This is a genomic window from Streptomyces sp. NPDC002032 (assembly GCF_042890765.1).
Taxonomy (GTDB): Bacteria; Actinomycetota; Actinomycetes; order Streptomycetales; family Streptomycetaceae; genus Streptomyces.
In genome coordinates this window covers 30,055-45,839 of record NZ_JBIASM010000011.1, presented here as the reverse complement: position 1 = coordinate 45,839, position 15,785 = coordinate 30,055, and the positions used below count along the sequence as shown (strand labels likewise).

General features: G+C 74.9%; 16 protein-coding genes. 6 read left to right on the top strand and 10 right to left on the bottom strand.

What is annotated here, in order from left to right:
- The first annotated feature begins 36 nt into the window (after positions 1-36).
- The gene (locus ACFYYT_RS24485; protein WP_351829939.1) at positions 37-1,155 is read left to right on the top strand and encodes a mechanosensitive ion channel family protein; all 1,119 of its coding nucleotides are present in this window, start codon (positions 37-39) and stop codon (positions 1,153-1,155) included.
- A gap of 47 nt (positions 1,156-1,202) precedes the next feature.
- Here the strand turns inward: ACFYYT_RS24485 and ACFYYT_RS24480 are convergent, their stop codons facing one another.
- Positions 1,203-1,634: a VOC family protein gene (locus ACFYYT_RS24480; RefSeq protein WP_351829941.1), complete on the bottom strand. Its 432-nt coding sequence runs from the start codon at positions 1,632-1,634 to the stop codon at positions 1,203-1,205.
- Between the two features lie 178 nt (positions 1,635-1,812).
- On the opposite strand from ACFYYT_RS24480, the gene ACFYYT_RS24475 reads away from it, so the two are divergent.
- The gene (locus ACFYYT_RS24475; RefSeq protein WP_388609245.1) at positions 1,813-2,376 is read left to right on the top strand and encodes a hypothetical protein; all 564 of its coding nucleotides are present in this window, start codon (positions 1,813-1,815) and stop codon (positions 2,374-2,376) included.
- Positions 2,377-2,449: 73 nt separating this feature from the next.
- On the opposite strand, the gene ACFYYT_RS24470 is transcribed toward ACFYYT_RS24475, so the two are convergent.
- A complete protein-coding gene (locus ACFYYT_RS24470; protein ID WP_351831000.1) occupies positions 2,450-3,316 on the bottom strand; it encodes a hypothetical protein in 867 nt (288 codons plus the stop codon).
- Between the two features lie 179 nt (positions 3,317-3,495).
- On the opposite strand from ACFYYT_RS24470, the gene ACFYYT_RS24465 reads away from it, so the two are divergent.
- Complete coding sequence (locus tag ACFYYT_RS24465; protein ID WP_351830998.1) at positions 3,496-5,013, top strand: glutamate synthase subunit beta; 1,518 nt, start codon at positions 3,496-3,498, stop codon at positions 5,011-5,013.
- Between the two features lie 36 nt (positions 5,014-5,049).
- Here ACFYYT_RS24465 and ACFYYT_RS24460 read toward each other — a convergent pair whose 3' ends face one another.
- From ACFYYT_RS24460 to ACFYYT_RS24445, 4 genes are all read right to left on the bottom strand, one after another.
- On the bottom strand, positions 5,050-5,550 hold the full coding sequence (locus ACFYYT_RS24460; RefSeq protein WP_351830996.1) for a hypothetical protein: 501 nt from the start codon (positions 5,548-5,550) through the stop codon (positions 5,050-5,052).
- Positions 5,551-5,689: 139 nt separating this feature from the next.
- A complete protein-coding gene (locus tag ACFYYT_RS24455) occupies positions 5,690-7,510 on the bottom strand; it encodes a phosphodiester glycosidase family protein (RefSeq protein ID WP_351830993.1) in 1,821 nt (606 codons plus the stop codon).
- Between the two features lie 73 nt (positions 7,511-7,583).
- On the bottom strand, positions 7,584-7,958 hold the full coding sequence (locus ACFYYT_RS24450) for a PhzF family phenazine biosynthesis protein (protein ID WP_351831003.1): 375 nt from the start codon (positions 7,956-7,958) through the stop codon (positions 7,584-7,586).
- The gene (locus ACFYYT_RS24445) at positions 7,958-8,152 is read right to left on the bottom strand and encodes a hypothetical protein (RefSeq protein WP_351830990.1); all 195 of its coding nucleotides are present in this window, start codon (positions 8,150-8,152) and stop codon (positions 7,958-7,960) included. Before ACFYYT_RS24445 ends, ACFYYT_RS24450 begins: the two co-directional genes overlap by 1 nt.
- 158 nt (positions 8,153-8,310) lie before the next feature.
- Here ACFYYT_RS24445 and ACFYYT_RS24440 point away from each other — a divergent pair, with 158 nt between their 5' ends.
- Positions 8,311-8,514 (top strand): helix-turn-helix domain-containing protein, encoded by a 204-nt coding sequence (locus ACFYYT_RS24440; RefSeq protein ID WP_351830987.1) that lies wholly within the window; start codon positions 8,311-8,313, stop codon positions 8,512-8,514.
- Between the two features lie 99 nt (positions 8,515-8,613).
- Complete coding sequence (locus tag ACFYYT_RS24435; protein ID WP_351830985.1) at positions 8,614-9,009, top strand: response regulator; 396 nt, start codon at positions 8,614-8,616, stop codon at positions 9,007-9,009.
- 3 nt (positions 9,010-9,012) lie between these two features.
- On the opposite strand, the gene ACFYYT_RS24430 is transcribed toward ACFYYT_RS24435, so the two are convergent.
- Positions 9,013-11,430: a family 20 glycosylhydrolase gene (locus ACFYYT_RS24430; RefSeq protein ID WP_388609239.1), complete on the bottom strand. Its 2,418-nt coding sequence runs from the start codon at positions 11,428-11,430 to the stop codon at positions 9,013-9,015.
- A 216-nt stretch (positions 11,431-11,646) separates the two neighbouring features.
- On the opposite strand from ACFYYT_RS24430, the gene ACFYYT_RS24425 reads away from it, so the two are divergent.
- A complete protein-coding gene (locus ACFYYT_RS24425) occupies positions 11,647-12,552 on the top strand; it encodes an alpha/beta hydrolase (RefSeq protein WP_351827856.1) in 906 nt (301 codons plus the stop codon).
- A gap of 12 nt (positions 12,553-12,564) precedes the next feature.
- Here ACFYYT_RS24425 and ACFYYT_RS24420 read toward each other — a convergent pair whose 3' ends face one another.
- From ACFYYT_RS24420 to ACFYYT_RS24410, 3 genes are all read right to left on the bottom strand, one after another.
- A complete protein-coding gene (locus tag ACFYYT_RS24420) occupies positions 12,565-12,963 on the bottom strand; it encodes a DUF4440 domain-containing protein (RefSeq protein ID WP_351827854.1) in 399 nt (132 codons plus the stop codon).
- 69 nt (positions 12,964-13,032) lie between these two features.
- Positions 13,033-14,184 carry a cation diffusion facilitator family transporter gene (locus ACFYYT_RS24415; RefSeq protein ID WP_351827852.1) on the bottom strand — a complete coding sequence of 384 codons (1,152 nt, stop codon included), beginning with the start codon at positions 14,182-14,184 and terminating at the stop codon, positions 13,033-13,035.
- 97 nt (positions 14,185-14,281) lie between these two features.
- Positions 14,282-15,742: an MFS transporter gene (locus ACFYYT_RS24410; protein WP_385320291.1), complete on the bottom strand. Its 1,461-nt coding sequence runs from the start codon at positions 15,740-15,742 to the stop codon at positions 14,282-14,284.
- Positions 15,743-15,785 lie beyond the last annotated feature (43 nt).

Below are 15,785 nucleotides of genomic sequence, written 5' to 3'. Positions count from 1 at the left end.
ACCCCTCATCGCGTTCCCGGCCCCGGAGGCGGTCCGTTGACCCGGGCGCTCGTCCTGCACGACTGGCTGGTCGCCGGCATCGCGCTGGTCTCGGGCGGTGTGGCGGGGCTGCTGCTGCGCGCACTGCTGAAGTGGCTGGCCAAGCACGCCCTGCGGACGCGGTGGACCGGCGACGACATCATCGTCGACGCGCTGCGCACCGTCGCCCCGTGGGCCGCCCTCATCGCGGGCGGGGCGGTGGCGGTCTCGGCGCTGCCCCTCACCGCGCGGCTCGCGGGGATCGTCAACCAGTCCCTGGCCGCCGTGCTCATCCTGATCGCCACCGTCACGGCGGCCCGGGTCGTCGCGGGTCTCGTCCAGTCGCTGGCACAGTCGCGGACGGGCGTCGCCGCCTCCGCGAGCATCTTCGTCAACATCACGCGGATCGTGGTCCTGACGATGGGCGTACTGGTCGCGCTGGAGACCGTCGGGGTGTCCATCGCGCCGCTGGTCACCGCCCTCGGGGTGGGCGGCCTCGCGGTCGCCCTGGCCTTGCAGGACACCCTGGCCAACCTCTTCGCCGGAGTGCACATCCTCGCCTCGAAGACCGTCCAGCCGGGTGACTACATCCGGCTGAGCAGCGGCGAAGAGGGCTACGTCGTCGACATCAACTGGCGCAACAGTGTGGTGCGCAACCTGTCGAACAACCTGGTGATCATCCCCAACGGCCGCCTGGCGCGGACGAACATGACCAACTACACGCAGCCGGAGCAGAAGCTGTCGATCCTGGTGCAGGTCGGGGTGGGCTACGAGAGCGACCTGGAGCACGTCGAGCGGGTCACCCTCGACGTCGTGGACAGCGTCATGGCCGACATCACCGGCGGGGTCCCCGACCACGAGGCGGCCGTCCGCTTCCACACGTTCGCGGACTCCAGGATCAACTTCACGGTCATCCTGGGCGTGGGCGAGTTCAGCGACCAGTACCGGATCAAGCACGAGTTCATCAAGCGCCTGCACCAGCGGTACCGGGCCGAGGGGATCACCATCCCCGCCCCCGCGCGGGCGGTGTCGCTCCAGGAGGCGCAGCCGCGGGCGGAATCCGTGTCCGTCCCTCCGCTCCCGCACCAGCGGGACGCCTCGTCGTCGGCCACCCTCCTGGCGGACAGCCAGCGCTGAGGAACGGGCGCGGGTGCCGGGACGGGGGAGGCCGGCGCCCGCGCGGCTCAGCGTTCGGCGAGCTCCGACGGGGCCTCCTGGACCACCCAGCCGTTGCCGTCCGGGTCCTCGAAGGACATGAACGAGTTCCAGGTGCCGCCCTTGCCCTCCGCCCAGCCCGTCGCGCCCACGTGCCGGACCGGCGAGACGTCCACACCCCGGGCCACCAGCTCCGCGCGGGCCGCCTCGATGTCCGTGACGCAGAACTGCAGACCCTGGAGGGAGCCGGGCGCCATCGCCTTCGTGCCGGGCGCGAGGGGCATCCCCTGGAGCATCGCGAGGGAACACCGTGAGCCGGGCGGGGTGATCTGGACGACCCGCACGCCCGGCGCCACCTCGTCGTCGAGGTCGACCGTGAAGCCGGCCTTGTCGGCGTAGAACTCCTTCGCCCGGTCCAGGTCGGTGACGGGGACGGGCACGACTTCCAGCGTCCAGTTCACGGGGACTCCTCACACACGCGGCGCTCAGCGGGACGGTCGGGTCCACAGTCGCCCACCGGGTCGCGCACGCGCACGCCGCAACGCCCGTACGGGGAAAGCCGGAACGGCACGATTGTGCGGAGATCCCCGCACGGGCGGATATCAGTTCCTATGATGTTGCTTCTTTAACCAAATCCTGGTGGGGGTACCTGTGCACAGCGCGAACGAGGGCGACATGGCGGCGAACGGCGGCAGAGCCGGGCGGGGGGCAGGGCGGAGGCCCGGGCGCGTCCGGCTCGCGTTCGTCGGACTGCTGGCGGCGGGCGTCGCCGTCGCCTGCGGACCGGCGGAAGGAAGCGCACCGGCGGTTCCGCCGCCGCCCTCCCTCACGTCGTCGGCGCCGACGACGGCCACCCCCACCCCCACTCCGACTCCCACGCCCACCGCGTCGGCGTCCCCGACGGCGGTCCCGAGCCCCTCCGTACCGCCCGCCGCCGACACCGACGCCAAGGCGTCCGCCGACCCCGCCCCGGCCCGGCCCGCCGCCACCACCAGGCCCGCGCCGGAACCGACGACGAAGGCGCCGACCACCGCGCCGGACGAGCCCGCGAAGGCCGACTGCGAGATCGTCTCCAACGCCGGGAACTGCTACAACGCGGGCCAGTTCTGCCGGAAGGCGGACGTGGGCCGCTCCACCCACGCGGGCAACGGCCGGATGATCCACTGCCGTCAGGACGGCGGCCAGCCCCGCTGGGGCTACTGAGCCGGCCCCCGGCGGCGGTACGGGCCGAGCCACGGGCCGTACCACCGCCGGGGTGCGGGCAGGTGAACCCCCGTCAGAGCGGCGTGCGCTCGACGGGAATCCGCGGGTCGCCCTGCGGCCGCTCCTCTCCTTCCGACCGGGCGTGGCGTTCGCGCATCTCGGCGACGACCCGCTCCCGGCCCAGTCGCTTCGCCCGGCGGAGCTTGGCCTCGGCGGCCAGGAGCGGGATCCACAACAGCCAGCCCCACAGGCTGCGCTCCAGCGCACCGCTCAGCACCAGCGCCGTGTTGCAGCCGTAAGCCAGGACGAACGTCACCCCGTACGCGGCGACCCGGTGGGCGAGCACCAGCCGCAGCAGGGCGTTGCGGCGCCCCTGGAGGAGTTCGACGGCCGCGGCCGTTTCGGCCGCCGCGAGGTCCTCCCCGGGGGCCGCGCCGGGCTCGCCCCGCGCGCTGCGGCGCAGCGCGTCGGTGACGAGCACGCTCTGTTCCTCGGTCTCCGCCCGCTGCCGGCGCCCGCGCTCGGCGGCGCCCTTCAGCTCGTCCCAGTAGCCCCGTCCGGCCCATCCCAGTACGGCGTCCACGCGTTCGCGTCCGGCGGATCCGGGCGGGGCCAGTTCCTCGATCCGCGCCTTCATGAGCTCCGCGCGCCGCACGCGCGCCGGGTGGTCGTAGGAATCGGACCGCAGGCACAGCTCCAGGTACGACACCAGGAGCCCGAGATCGTCCGGCGCGAGCTCCAGGCCCTCGCGGTACGCCGCCTCGGCCTCGCGGTCGTGGTCGTCGTCGTCCTGTGCCGCGTGGGCCTGTCCCAGCCAGCGCAGGAGGACGGGATCGGGGCCGTGGGCGTCGAGCCCGGCCCGCGCCGTCGCCTCGACCGCCTCGTAGCCGCCCACCTCGTAGAGCTCCGAGCACCGCTCCACGTACCGCTGCCGTTCCATGCGCACCCCACCCCTGTCGTCCGAGCGGCCACTCTCCGTAACCTCCGGGGTGTTCGTCAAGGTCAGCTCGCCGCGCGGCCTCACCCACACGGCGTAATCTGGTCGAAAGGTCGCATACGGCGGGCACCGCGCGCCGGGGCGCACCCCCACCCGCTCGCACGTCGGCCAGGAGGCGGCGCGTGACCGATCCGTTCGGCTTCCTCAGGATCCCCCGCAAGCCCGTCGCGGCCCGTCCGGTCGCCGAGCGGCTCGGCGACTGGCACGAGGTGTACGCGGGGCAGGCGCTGCTGCCGCTCGTCTCGGAGCAGGCCGACCGCTGCATGGACTGCGGCATCCCGTTCTGCCACACCGGGTGTCCGCTCGGGAACCTCATCCCCGAGTGGAACGCGTACGCCGCCCACGGCGACTGGGGCGCGGCGTACGAGCGGCTGCACGCCACCAACAACTTTCCCGACTTCACCGGCAGGCTCTGCCCGGCGCCCTGTGAGGACGCCTGCGTGCTCACGATCAACGACGATCCGGTGACCATCAAGAACGTCGAGCAGACGATCGCGGACGAGGGCCTGCGGCGCGGTTACATGCGGCCCCGCCCGCCGGAGCGGCGGAGCGTCAAGTCGGTGGCCGTGATCGGCTCCGGCCCGGCCGGGCTGGCCGCCGCGCAGCAGCTGACCCGGGCCGGACACCGCGTCGTCGTCCACGAGCGGGCCGACCGGATCGGTGGTCTGCTGCGCTACGGCATCCCCGAGTTCAAGATGGCGAAGGCACACCTGGACCGCCGGATCGGGCAGATGCGGGACGAGGGCACCACCTTCCTGACGGGAACGGACGTCGGCGGGGCCGAGCGGGCGGACGAGCTGCGCGGCCGGTACGACGCCGTCGTCGTCGCGGTGGGCGCCGGGGAGCGCCGGGAGCTTCCGGTCCCGGGGCGCGCCCTGTCCGGCATCCACCAGGCCATGGAGTACCTGACCTGCGCGAACCGGGTGTGCGAGGGCGACTACCCGCTGTCCCCGGTGTCCGCCGAGGGCAGCCATGTGGTGATCGTCGGCGGTGGGGACACCGGCTCGGACTGCCTGGGCACGGCGCTGCGGCAGGGCGCGCTGTCGGTGGTCCAGCTCGACATCAATCCGGAACCGGGACCCGGCCGGTGCGACGGCGAGCCCTGGCCCGTCTATCCGAAGGTGTACCGGATCTCCCACGCCCACGAGGAGGCGCGCGGGCGGTCGGGCACCGACCCGCGGCTGTTCTCCAGTGCCACCCTGCACTTCGACGGGGATCCGGCCGGCCGCGTACGGGCGCTGCGGCTGACCTCCGTCGAGCCCGGGGCCCGCAGCCCCGTGCCGGGCAGCGAACGGGTGATCCCGGCCGGGCTGGTCCTGCTGGCCCTCGGTTTCTCCGGCCCGGAGCTGGCGGGCGGGCTGGGCGGGCAACTGGGGCTCGAACGGGACGGGAACGGCACCTACGCCCGTGACGCGGACTTCGCGGTCGCCGGCGGGCGGGCCCCCGGGGTGTTCGTGGCCGGGGACGCGGGGCGGGGCCAGTCGCTGGTGGTGTGGGCCATCGCGGAGGGCCGGTCGGCGGCCTCCTCGGTGGACCGCTACCTGACCGGCTGCACCGCCCTGCCCGCCCCGGTCGCCGCCCACGACCGGCCGATGTCCGCGCTGGGGCGCCTGCGGTACGGGGCCGACGACGACGGGTAGGCGGGGGGGGGCCGGGGGGCCGGGGGGGCCGGAAGCTCATCCCGGGCCGGGAGACCCCGTGGACACGGGGGCCGCCGAGGCTGCCGGGGATGCCGGTGACGCCGGGGGCGTCGCGCGCCGGCCGTCGCAGACGAGGGTGATCACGACCGGTGCGGCGGGGACTCCGGCCGGCGGGTGGGCGTCGATGCGGGTCGTCGCCGTCCAGTTGCCCTTGCTGACGCTGAGGTACCCCTCGTCCGGGCCGGTCGCGGGCTGCCAGCCGTAGCCGGAGCGGGCCCGGTCGAAGGCGGCCCGCACGGCGGCCGGCGCCGTCGCCGGGGGGTGTTCGGCGCCCAGGGCCTCGTGGCATTCGGCCCCGCTCGGGTCCACCGGCATCCGCCGCACCGCCACGCCCTCCGCGGCCAGCGCCGCCGTCAGGTCCGCCACCACCGCGTCCGCGGGCAGCACCGGACCCGTGTACCTCGGGGGCAGCGGGCCCAGGTCCCGCAGCGGGAGGGAGCAGCCCGAGGCCATCGCGGCGACCGCGGCCGCCGCCAAGGCCCATGCCGCGGACCTGCGGTGCCGCCCCTGCCGTCGCCGTCTCCGGGGCCGGAGTGGCCCCGGACCTGCCGTGCTCTTCGTACCGTTCACAGCCGGTCAGTTTCGCACCGGCCGTCCTCCCCCGGCCCACCGGGGCTCAGTCGGAAGGGGCACCGCCGCGTCCGGCGATGATCGCGATGCCGTTCGGAACGCGGCGCTCCTCCCCCTGTTGGAGGTGGTTGCGCACCGAGACCTTCCCGCTGCCGGGGTCGCGGGTGGCCAGGGTGGAGGAGGCGCCGCCGTCCATGTAGAGGCCCTCGGTGCAGCCGAGCGACTGCAGGACGCCGGCGAGTTCGCGCACCGTCAGGCCGGTGGAGGTGCCCTCCCGGCCGTCGGTGGCCAGCAGGAAGAGGCTGTTCCCGGCGTCGGCGATGCCCACGGCCGTACGGGGCTCCGCGGTGCGCGCGTCGAGGCCGGACAGCACCCGGCCGCCCCGGAGCACGGCGTGGGCGCCCAGGGCGAACCGGAACGGGGTCTGCGAGCCCGCGTCGAGCCCGTAGTCGACACGTACCCGCGTGCCCGGGGCCAGGGCGCGCAGCAGGCGGGCGCCGGCTTCCCGGCCGAGCAGGATCTGGGTGCCGGCGCCGACGGGGCCGCTGCCGGGGGCGGCGGTGCCGGAGACGACCTCGCCCCGGCGGACGGTCACCTCGTAGACCTCGTCGGCGCAGGGCCCCGAACGGTGCTTGTCGGTCCCGCACACCGCCCGCGCGCGGGACGCGGAGCCCCACCCGCTGGTGAACAGTCCGACGGAACCGACCGGCAGGGCGTACTGGTTGTACCCGCCCAAGCGGAATCCGCCGGTCCTGGTTTCGACGCGGCCCGACAGCCTGAGCCGGCCGGTACGCGCCTTGCCGTCCGTGCCCACGCCGACCACGTCCTGGGCGCTGTCGCCGGGGAGCGGCTTCCAGCCGAACCGCTGGCCTTCGGGCACCGCGGCCTTGAGGGGGCGGCCGTGCATCACCTGGGGGCCGGAGGCGGATCCGGTGGCGGCGACTCCGGGGTGCTGGCTCTCCAGCATGTAGAAGAAGTCCCCGTTGACGGCGGCCACGGCCCCTTGGCGGCGGGCCATCTGGGAAACGGGGGCCCGGTCGGTGACCGAGCCCGGGTACAGCAGATCGGCCCGTACGCCGGGGCCGCTGAGGTCGGCTTCGACGAGGTGGACGCGGGCGCTGCCGTGCGGGGTCGAGACGGAGAAGGCCCGGTAGGTCACCCCGGGGGCCGGCTGCGCCGGGAGCACCCAGCCCGGCCGGGCCTCGACCGGGACCATCCGGGTCCCGCGGTCCCGCGCCTGGAGCACCCGGGCCGGCCGTGCCCCGGCGGAGAGCAACTCCACCGGTTCGGCCTCCGGCACCCGGGCCCCCACGAGCGGAAGCTCCCTCGTGAGTCCCTCCGTCGTAAGCCCCTCCCCCGGGCGGCCGTCGTCCGTGGCGCCCTCCGTTGCGGGCTCCGCGCCGGCCCCGTCCGGCCGGGCCCGCGCGGTGCGGATCGCGGCGGAGCGGGCGTCCTGCGGCGGGGTCCCGGCCGGGTCGTCGCCCTGCCCGCCCGCTCCCGGCGGACCGGCCCTTACGGCGCGTCCTTCCGCCGGGCCCGCGCTGTCGTGGCCGCCGTCCTCGTGGCCGCCGTCCTCGGGGCCGTCCTGCGGCCCGGCCGCCTCCGGGTCCGTCTCCCCCGGGCGGGCGTCCGAGGGGAAGGAGTCCGGGGCGGCCGTCTTCGCCAGGGGGTCCGGGGCGAGGGGCTCCGGTGGGCGGTGCTCCGCCGGGGCGGCCGGCTGCCGGTGGGTATCCGCCGGGCGCGCGTCCGTCGGGGGGATCTCCGTCGAACGGCCGGGGCCGGAGCCGAAGCCGGAGCCGGGGGCGGCTGCGGCGACGCCCGCCACGACCAGGGCGGCGACGGCCGCGAGGCGGGGGAACCTCTTCATCGCGTCATCGTGGGTGATGATCCGTCAATAGGCCCGCAGACGCGCCGGGTCAGACCCCCCGTTCCCACCGATATCAGGGCAGTTCGGCAAGCGTCCCCTCCCCCACGATCACCACCCCGCCGCCGACCCGCACACGGTGCACCGCCCGCCCTCGGCCGTACGCGCTGACGGTCATCTCGGCGCCGCGCCCCGTGAAGCGGCCCTGCCGCAGTACGTACGGCTCCCCGTCGGCGATGCGGCCGTGGCGGCGGAGGTACGCGGCCGCGCAGCCCGCGCCGCTGCCGGTGGCCGTGTCCTCCAGGGCGCCGTCGTTGGTCCAGTGCCGTCCTTCCATCGCCCCGGCGTCGAGGAGACAGACGTAACCGGCCCCGGCCAGCGGAGCGTCCAGCGCCGCCGTGGCGGGGACCGAGAGGAGCGGGGCGGCGCGGCCGAGGTCGCCCGCGATCATCACGGGGCGGCGGTGCGGCCGTACTGGCCGCGCATCCGGGCGCTGCTGGAGGCGGACATCGCGTACCGGACCCGGCAGCTCGCGGAGGACGGCATCCAGGAGGTGCTGGCCCGGCTGCATCCGGCGCTGCGCTGGACGGGCGACCGGCTGGTCTCCCCGGACCTGGCCCCGGCCGTCCTCGATCTGGACGGCACGGGGTTCACGCTGGCCCCGAGCGCCTTCGCGGTCCGCTGCCGGCTGCTGACGGGCCCGGGGCCGGCGCCGCCCGCCGCCGTCTGCCCCGCGCGGGCGGTCGGCACCCTGTGGGAGCGGCGCGGCGCCTCCGGCGAGGGGCCGGGCCGGGCTGCCGGCGTTGACGAGCTCACCGGCCACCACGACGCGGCTGGCCGCCCGGACGGGGCTGAGCCCGGGCGCGGTCTCCCAGCACCTCGGGGTGCTGCGCGAGGCCGGTCTCGTCACGAGCCACCGCTACGGGCGTGAGGTGCACTACACGACGAGCGAGCTCGGCGACGCCCTGCTGGAGCGGACGTGGGGAACCCGGGCCGGAGGGGAGTAGCCGGAGGAGCAGCGGGAGGGAAGTGCCCGCAGCGGAGTGAGGGAGGATGGGCACCGGTGCCGTCACGAAGGCGGCACGCGTCGGAGCAAGAGGCACATCATGAGCAGTGACACCCCCGTCAGGGTCCTCCTGATCGTCAAGGACCGCCGGCTGTGGGGGCTGCTCGAACGGCTGCTCGTCGCCGGGGGCTACGCGGTGGTCGACGGGGGAAGCGGCAGGGACACGCTGGGCCTGCTGGAACGGGAGGGCCCGGTCGCCCTGCTGGTGTGCGAGCGCACCGGGCCGGGGCTGGACGAGGTGGCTCTGTTCGAGGAGATCCGCAGGGACCCCGGCCACGGGTCCCTGCCGATCCTGGCCCTGCCCCCGGCCGATCCCGAGTGCACCGTGCAGGCGCTGAAGGCGGGCGTGGACGAGGTCCTCGCGAAGCCCTTCCATCCGGCCGAGTTCCTCGACCGGGTGCACCGCCTCGCCCGCGGGGGCGCGGCGGCCGGGTGACGGTCAGGCGATCTGCCACCGCTGGTACTCCGAGCCGGTGGCCGGCTGCTGCGTGACCGGGGCTCCGTCCGCGGCGGAGGCGGTGGTGAGCCGCAGCCCGCTCTTCTCGTTCGCCACTGCGTGTCCGCCGCCCGGCAGGTCGCTGACCGTCCAGCGCTGGCTTTCCGTGCCGGTGCAGGCCGCCTGGACGACGGCCGCTCCCGGCGCCGTCGAGCCGCCCGCCACGTCGGCGCACAGTCCGGAGGAGAGGTTGGCCAGGGTGAGGGCGCCGTCCGCGCCGGGGGTGAGCCGCCACTGCTGGTTGGGGCCGCCGTGGGGGGTCCAGGTGATCAGCTGGGTACCGGGGGCGGTGGAGCTCGCCGGGTCGTCGAGGGCCCGGCCGGCCGCGGTGAGGGTGCGGACTCCGTCCGAGGGGCCTGCGTACACCTCGAACTCGTAGAGGGAGTAGCCGTAGGAGGTGCCGCGCTGGGTGGCGTACATCCGGACGTAGCGGCCGGTGCCGCTCAGGCCGGTGAGGTCCTGGACTCCCCCGGTGGCGTCGGCCGTGCTCCGGACGGTGCGCCAGGTGACGGCGTCGTCGGAGAGCTGGATCTGGAAGGACTTCCCGTACGCCGCCTCCCAGCGCAGCACGACGCGGCCGATGTCGCGCACGGCGCCGAGGTCCACCCGGAGCCACTGCGGGTCGCCGTAGGCGCTGGACCAGCGGGTGCCGGGGTCGCCGTCGGTGGCGGCCGCGGCCGGGAAGGCCGCGGTCTCGGTGCTGGAGGCGGTGGCCGGGCGGCCCAGGGCGAGGTTCCCGGAGGGGCTGCCCCCCGGCCAGGCCGGGTTGTGGCCGACGGCGGCGACGAGGGGGGTGAAGGCGGCGTACGTGGCCACCGGCTTCGGGGAGCCCCAGGTCTGCTGGGCGAGTGCGCGCAGCGGGTACATGATCCCGGCGGCGATCTGCTGCTCGGTCTCGGCGCCCGGATCGTCGCACCAGACGTGGAGCAGCGAGCCGGGGTTCTTCGCCGGGTCGGCGAGGGTGGCGCCGCCCTCGAAGCGGTCGGCGGTCCAGGTCTCGTACATCCACTTGGTGTCGGGTTTGGCGCCGCCCAGTACGTAGTAGGTGGGTGTCCAGGAGGCGTTGGCGACGGTGTGTCCGGCGGCGGCGAGCTGCTGCGGGGTCAGGCCGTAGGTGTACCAGTACTCGACGAGGATGCCCGGGTGGGGGGTGAGCGTCCCGTCGCCGGACTTGATGCCGTCGTTCCACATGCGGGTGGTCTTGCCGGCCGCCCGGACGAGGTCGTCCGCCCAGTTCACGAACCCGTAGTAGGTGTCCTTCGCGGTGGCGCCCGCGCCGTAGTGGGCTCGGGCGTAGCCGAGCAGCTGCGGGTACGCGGCGTAGTCGGTGACGTATTCGTCCGCGCCGATGTGCCAGTAGGGGGCGGGGAACAGCGGGAGGTACTCGTTGACCAGGTCCTTGATCAGCGCGTACGAGGCGGGCAGCGAGAGGTCGATGAAGCCGGGGCTGAGCGCTCCGGAGCTGCTCTTGAGCCTGAGGTCGGGGTGGGCGGCGAGGACGGCGTTCATGTGCCCGGGGGTGTCCAGCTCGGGGACGATGGTGACGTGGTACTTGCGGCCGAGGGCGACGAGGTCGGCGATGTCCTGCTTGGAGTAGTGGTCGGCGGAGACGATCTCCGGGTGGGTGGTGCTCTCCAGGCGGAAGCCGAAGGTGTCCGACAGGTGGAAGTGGAAGTAGTTGAGCTTGAGGTAGGCCAGTTCCCTGATGTGCTGCTTCAGCCAGTCGACGGTGAAGAACTTGCGGCCCTGGTCGACCATGAGTCCGCGTTCGGACTTGTCCGGCCAGTCCACGGCGGTGCCGGCAGGTACCGAGGGTGACTGGTGGAGGAGTTGGAGGACGCTGCGGGTGCCGTTGAAGGCGCCGGTGCCGGTGGCGGCGCGCAGCGTGAGGGCGGCGGCCGCGGTCATCCGGTAGCCCTCGGCCGGCAGGGCCGTCTCGCCGAGGCCGAGGCCGATGTCACCGGCGGCCGGGCTGCCGGTGACGACCGGGACGGCGTGCCCGGTCAGTGCCGTGAGGTCCTCGGCGAAGGTGGCTGCCTCGTCGGCGAGCCGGTCGGCGGAGGCGGGGTCGACGACGATCCGGCTGGTGGCGGTGAAGGTGTAGGCCGCGCTGCCGGAGGGGGTCCACTGGCGCAGCGCCGGGACGGTCGGCGGAGCCGCCGCTACGGCCGTGGGCCCGGTGGCCGTGGGCCCGGTGTCGGCCGTGGGCCCGGTGTCGGCCGTGGGCCCGGTGTCGGCCGTGGGCCCGGTGTCGGCCGCCGCGACGGCCGCGCGGGCGGGTGGCGGCGCGGCGGCGCCGGCGGGCGCCGCCAGCAGGGTCACCGCGCAGGCGGTGGCGACCAGTGATCCGAGCAGACGCATGGCTGCCTCCAGCCGGGTGGGACCGGGCGGGGAAGGGGCCACCAGTGCAGCGCAGACGGCGCGTACATGTCAATAGATGCTCGGAACGGGGCCGGATCGAGCACGCTCGCGCAGAACGGCGGCCCGCGCGAGCGCCCGGAACGGCCCGCCGCGCCGGGCGCCGCCACGGACCTGCCGTTCGGCCGGGTGCGGACGGTGCGCCTCTATCGTGGGCGCATGAGCGAACAGAAGGCGTTCGAGGTGGGCCCGTCGGGGATCGAGGTGGCCTACGAGCGCTTCGGGGATCCGCGCGATCCGGCCGTACTCCTGATCATGGGCATCGCCCTGCAGATGCTGGGCTGGCCGGAGGGGTTCTGCGCCGAACTGGCCGCGCGCGGGGTCCAGGTGATCCGGTTCGACAACCGCGACGTCGGCCTGTCCTCGCACTTCCCGGACGCGCCCGTGCCGGACGTGCGGGCCGCGCTGGCCGGGGACCTGTCCTCGGTGTCGTACAACCTCTCCGACATGGCCGCCGACAGCATCGGCCTGCTCGACGCGCTGGGGATCGACGGCGCCCACCTGGTCGGGCTGTCCATGGGCGGGGCCATCGCCCAGACGGCCGCGCTCGAACACCCCGGCCGGGTGCGGTCCTTGACGTCCATGATGTCCTCGACGGGCGACCCGCGCGTCGGACGGCCGAAGCCCGAGGCGCTGGGCGCGCTGGCCGGACCGGTCGCGACGGAACGCGAGGAGGTGATCGAGCGGATGGTGCGGACCGTACGGGTCCTCGGGTCCCCGGGCTTCCCCTTCGACGAGGCCGCGGTCCGTGACCGGGCCCGGCGTTCCTTCGACCGGGCCCACGATCCGCTCGGCGTCGCCCGCCAGGCGGCGGCCGCCATCGCCTCCGGTGACCGGACGGCGCGGCTGGCCTCGCTGACCGTGCCCACCCTGGTGATCCACGGCTCCGACGACGTAATGTGCGACGTCAGCGGCGGCCGGGCGACCGCCGGGGCCGTGCCCGGCGCCGAGTTCGTGACCTTCGAGGGGATGGGGCACGACCTGCCGCGCGCGCTCTGGCCCGAGATCGCCTCGCTGATCACCGACCTGGTCCGGCGGGCGGAGGCCGTCCCGGCGGTCCGCTGACGGCGCGCCCCGTCAGGGCCGGTCGAACCAGGAGAAGGCGGCGATCCGCCAGCCGTCCGGGGTCCGGACGAACTGGAGGGCCTTGGTCCCGCCGCCTTCGAAGGGGGCACCGTCCAGGACGCCGGACTTGCGGTACTCGCCGAAGCGTGACGCGATGTCACCCACGATCTCGGTGCGCTCGGAGGTCTCCCATTCCGTGAACTCCACTAGCCGGCCGTCGTTCAGCAGCCGCTCGCGCGGCTCGATGAACTCCTCCAGCGTGTAGGCCGTGAACTCCGGACCGGTCTTGACGATCACGCCGCCGGGCAGGACCAGCCGGCGGAGCCGGGCCACGTCGGCGGGCGTGCCGCCCCGGTTGTCGAAGGCGGCGAAGAACTCGGCGGTCACCGCGTCTATCTCGGGCTTGGACATGGGCGCGACGGTAACACCCCGGGGCCCGCGCCCATCGGGGACCGCCGTGTTCCCCGGTGCGTACGGGCCTCAGCCGCCGGTGTGGTGGCCGAGGGCGGCGTGCGGGTCGTGGCCGCCCGGATGGGAGTGGTCGGTGTGGACGGTCGCCGCCGTGAGCCGGGGCAGCGCGTGCATCAGGGCGTGCTCCGCGGCGACCGCCACGTCGTGGGCCTCGACGACGGTCAGCCGGTGCCCCACCACGATGTCGGCCTCGGCCCGCAGGCTGTGACCCAGCCACCGCATCCGCAGCTGCCCCACGTCCAGCACGCCCTCCACGCGGCGCAGCGCCCGCTCGGCGGTGTCGACGAGCGCCGGGTCGACGCAGTCCATCAGCCGTCGGCCGACCTGGCGGGCGGCGTCGCCCAGCACCACCAGGATGGCGAGGGTGATCAGCAGTCCGACGGCCGGGTCGGCGGCCCGCAGGCCGAGCGCGGAGCCGCCCGCGCCGAGCAGGACCGCGAGGGAGGTGAAGCCGTCGGTGCGGGCGTGCAGTCCGTCGGCGACCAGCGCGGCGGAGCCGATCCTGCGGCCGGTGCGGATGCGATGGCGGGCCACCCACTCGTTCCCGGCGAACCCGGCCAGCGCGGCGGCGGCGACCGCCCAGAGGTGGGTGACCCCACGGGGATGGAGGAGCCGGTCGACGGCCGCCCAGGCGGCGAAGGCGGCCGACGCGGCGATGGTCAGGACGATGAGCACGCCCGCCAGGTCCTCGGCCCGGCCGTAGCCGTAGGTGAAGCGGCGGTTCGCCGCCCGCCGGCCGAGGACGAAGGCGATGCCCAGCGGTACGGCGGTCAGCGCGTCGGCGGCGTTGTGCACGGTGTCGCCGAGGAGCGCCACCGATCCGGACAGGGCGACGATGACGGCCTGGACGACGGTGGTGGCCCCGAGGACGGCGAAGGAGATCCACAGGGTGCGCATGCCCTCGCGGGAGGCCTCCATCGCCGTGTCCACCTTGTCTGCGGCTTCGTGTCCGTGCGGCCGGAGCAGGTGGCCGATCCGGTGCCGGAGCGGGGCGCGGCGCCGGTGCTCGTGGCCGGGGCCGTGGCCGTGAGCCTGCTCGTGGCCGTGGCCGTGGCCGTGACCGGGGCCGTGACCGGGGCCGTGACCGGGGCCGTGACCCTGCTCGTGGCTGTGGCCGTGGCTGTCAAGGTGGTGCGTGCGGGTGCTCCGGTTGCCCTCCATGGGCTCACGGTGACACAGCGAACCCCTTGCGGCTACAGCCGTCGTACGCCCCGTGACCAGGTGCGATGCCCTCGCAATTGCACCCGCGGAGCGAGGGTCAGCGCATGCCGCGCGGCAGGCGCAGGCTGAGCAGGACCGTCAGCACGATCAGGCCGAGCTGCACGAGCAGCGTCACGCCGAGGGCCGTCCGCATCCCCGCCGCCGGGATCAGCGCGAGGAAGAGGCTGCCCAGGGTCGCGACGCCCAGCGCGAGCGCCGACTGCTGGGTGGTGACCATGACGCCACCGCCCACCCCGGCCCGGTCGGCCGGGACGTCGGAGAGCATCAGCCGCATCAGCACGGGCAGTTGCAGGCCCTGGCCGAGGCCCGCGACCGCGACCCCCGGGGCCAGCGAGGCGAGCCCGAGGTCCGGCCAGCCGCTCCGGACGGTCAGCAGGAGCAGCAGGATGCCCGCGCCCTGGAGCAACCCGCCCACGGTGACGACACGGCTGCCGAAGCGGCCGACCAGGCGCGGTCCGGCGAGGGAGGCGGCGAAGAAGGCGAGGGCCATCGGCACCAGGGCGAGGCCGGCGGCCACCGGTCCCATCCGCAGGCCCTGCTGGAGCGCCACCGCCACCACGAACATGAAGCCGCTGAAGCCGATGGAGAAGGGCACCAGCATCACCAGCCCGCGCCGCAGCGACTCCAGGCGCAGCAGGCTCGGCGGTACGAGCGGGGTGCGGCCCATCCGGTCCGCACGGCGTTCGGTCAGGTAGAAGGCGGCGGCCGCGAACGGGAACACGGCCAGCGACACCCAGGTCCACAGCGGCCAGCCGGTCGCCCGGCCCTCCGTCAGCGGCAGCAGCAGGGACACCAGGGACAGCGCGAGCAGCAGCGTGCCCGGTACGTCGACCGAGGCGGGGCGCTCGGAACGGGTCTCGGGCAGGACGCGGGCGGCGAGCACCAGCCCGAGGATCACGACGGGCACGTTCACCAGGAACACCGAGCGCCAGCCGGAGCCCGCGACGTCCGCGGCGACCAGCACGCCGCCGAGGATCTGCCCCGCGACCATGGACAGCCCGGCGGTGGCCCCGTAGAGGCTCATCGCCCGGGCGCGGCGCGGGCCCTGCGTGGTGGCCTGGATGGTGGCGAGCACCTGCGGCAGCATCAGCGCCGAGGCCGCCCCCTGCGCCACCCGCGCCCCGACCAGGGTCCAGGCGGTGGGGGCCAGTCCGCAGGCGAGCGAGGTCAGGCCGAAGGCCGCCATGCCGATCAGGAAGAGCCTGCGCCGTCCGGCCGTGTCGCCGAGGCGGCCGCCGAGGACGAGGAGCACGGCGTAGGCGACTCCGTAGCCGCCGACGATGAGTTCCAGCGTGGCGGGGCCGGCCGCTAGGTCGCTGTCGATGGCGGGGAGCGCCACGTTGACGATGAAGAAGTCGATCAGCGGCAGCGCCGCGCCCAGGAGCACGGTGAAGAGTCCCAGCGGGCGCAGTGCGGCTGCCGCCCCGGCGCCCGGGGTGGCCGGGTCCGCGCGGTGGGAGGGGGAAGAGGGGTGGGTGCGTACGGTTGTTTCGCTCACACCGGGAACGATGCGGCACAGCCCAGTGGGGTACCAGAGTCTC

Bases quoted from the DNA above. Each gene is read 5' to 3' on its own strand.
- ACFYYT_RS24470 (WP_351831000.1), bottom strand. From the start codon at position 3,316: ATGGAACGGCAGCGGTACGTGGAGCGGTGCTCGGAGCTCTACGAGGTG.
- ACFYYT_RS24425 (WP_351827856.1), top strand. From the start codon at position 11,647: ATGAGCGAACAGAAGGCGTTCGAGGTGGGCCCGTCGGGGATCGAGGTG.
- ACFYYT_RS24435 (WP_351830985.1), top strand. From the start codon at position 8,614: ATGAGCAGTGACACCCCCGTCAGGGTCCTCCTGATCGTCAAGGACCGC.
- ACFYYT_RS24455 (WP_351830993.1), bottom strand. From the start codon at position 7,510: ATGAAGAGGTTCCCCCGCCTCGCGGCCGTCGCCGCCCTGGTCGTGGCG.
- ACFYYT_RS24450 (WP_351831003.1), bottom strand. From the start codon at position 7,958: ATGATCGCGGGCGACCTCGGCCGCGCCGCCCCGCTCCTCTCGGTCCCC.
- ACFYYT_RS24420 (WP_351827854.1), bottom strand. From the start codon at position 12,963: ATGTCCAAGCCCGAGATAGACGCGGTGACCGCCGAGTTCTTCGCCGCC.
- ACFYYT_RS24415 (WP_351827852.1), bottom strand. From the start codon at position 14,184: ATGGAGGGCAACCGGAGCACCCGCACGCACCACCTTGACAGCCACGGC.
- ACFYYT_RS24430 (WP_388609239.1), bottom strand. From the start codon at position 11,430: ATGCGTCTGCTCGGATCACTGGTCGCCACCGCCTGCGCGGTGACCCTG.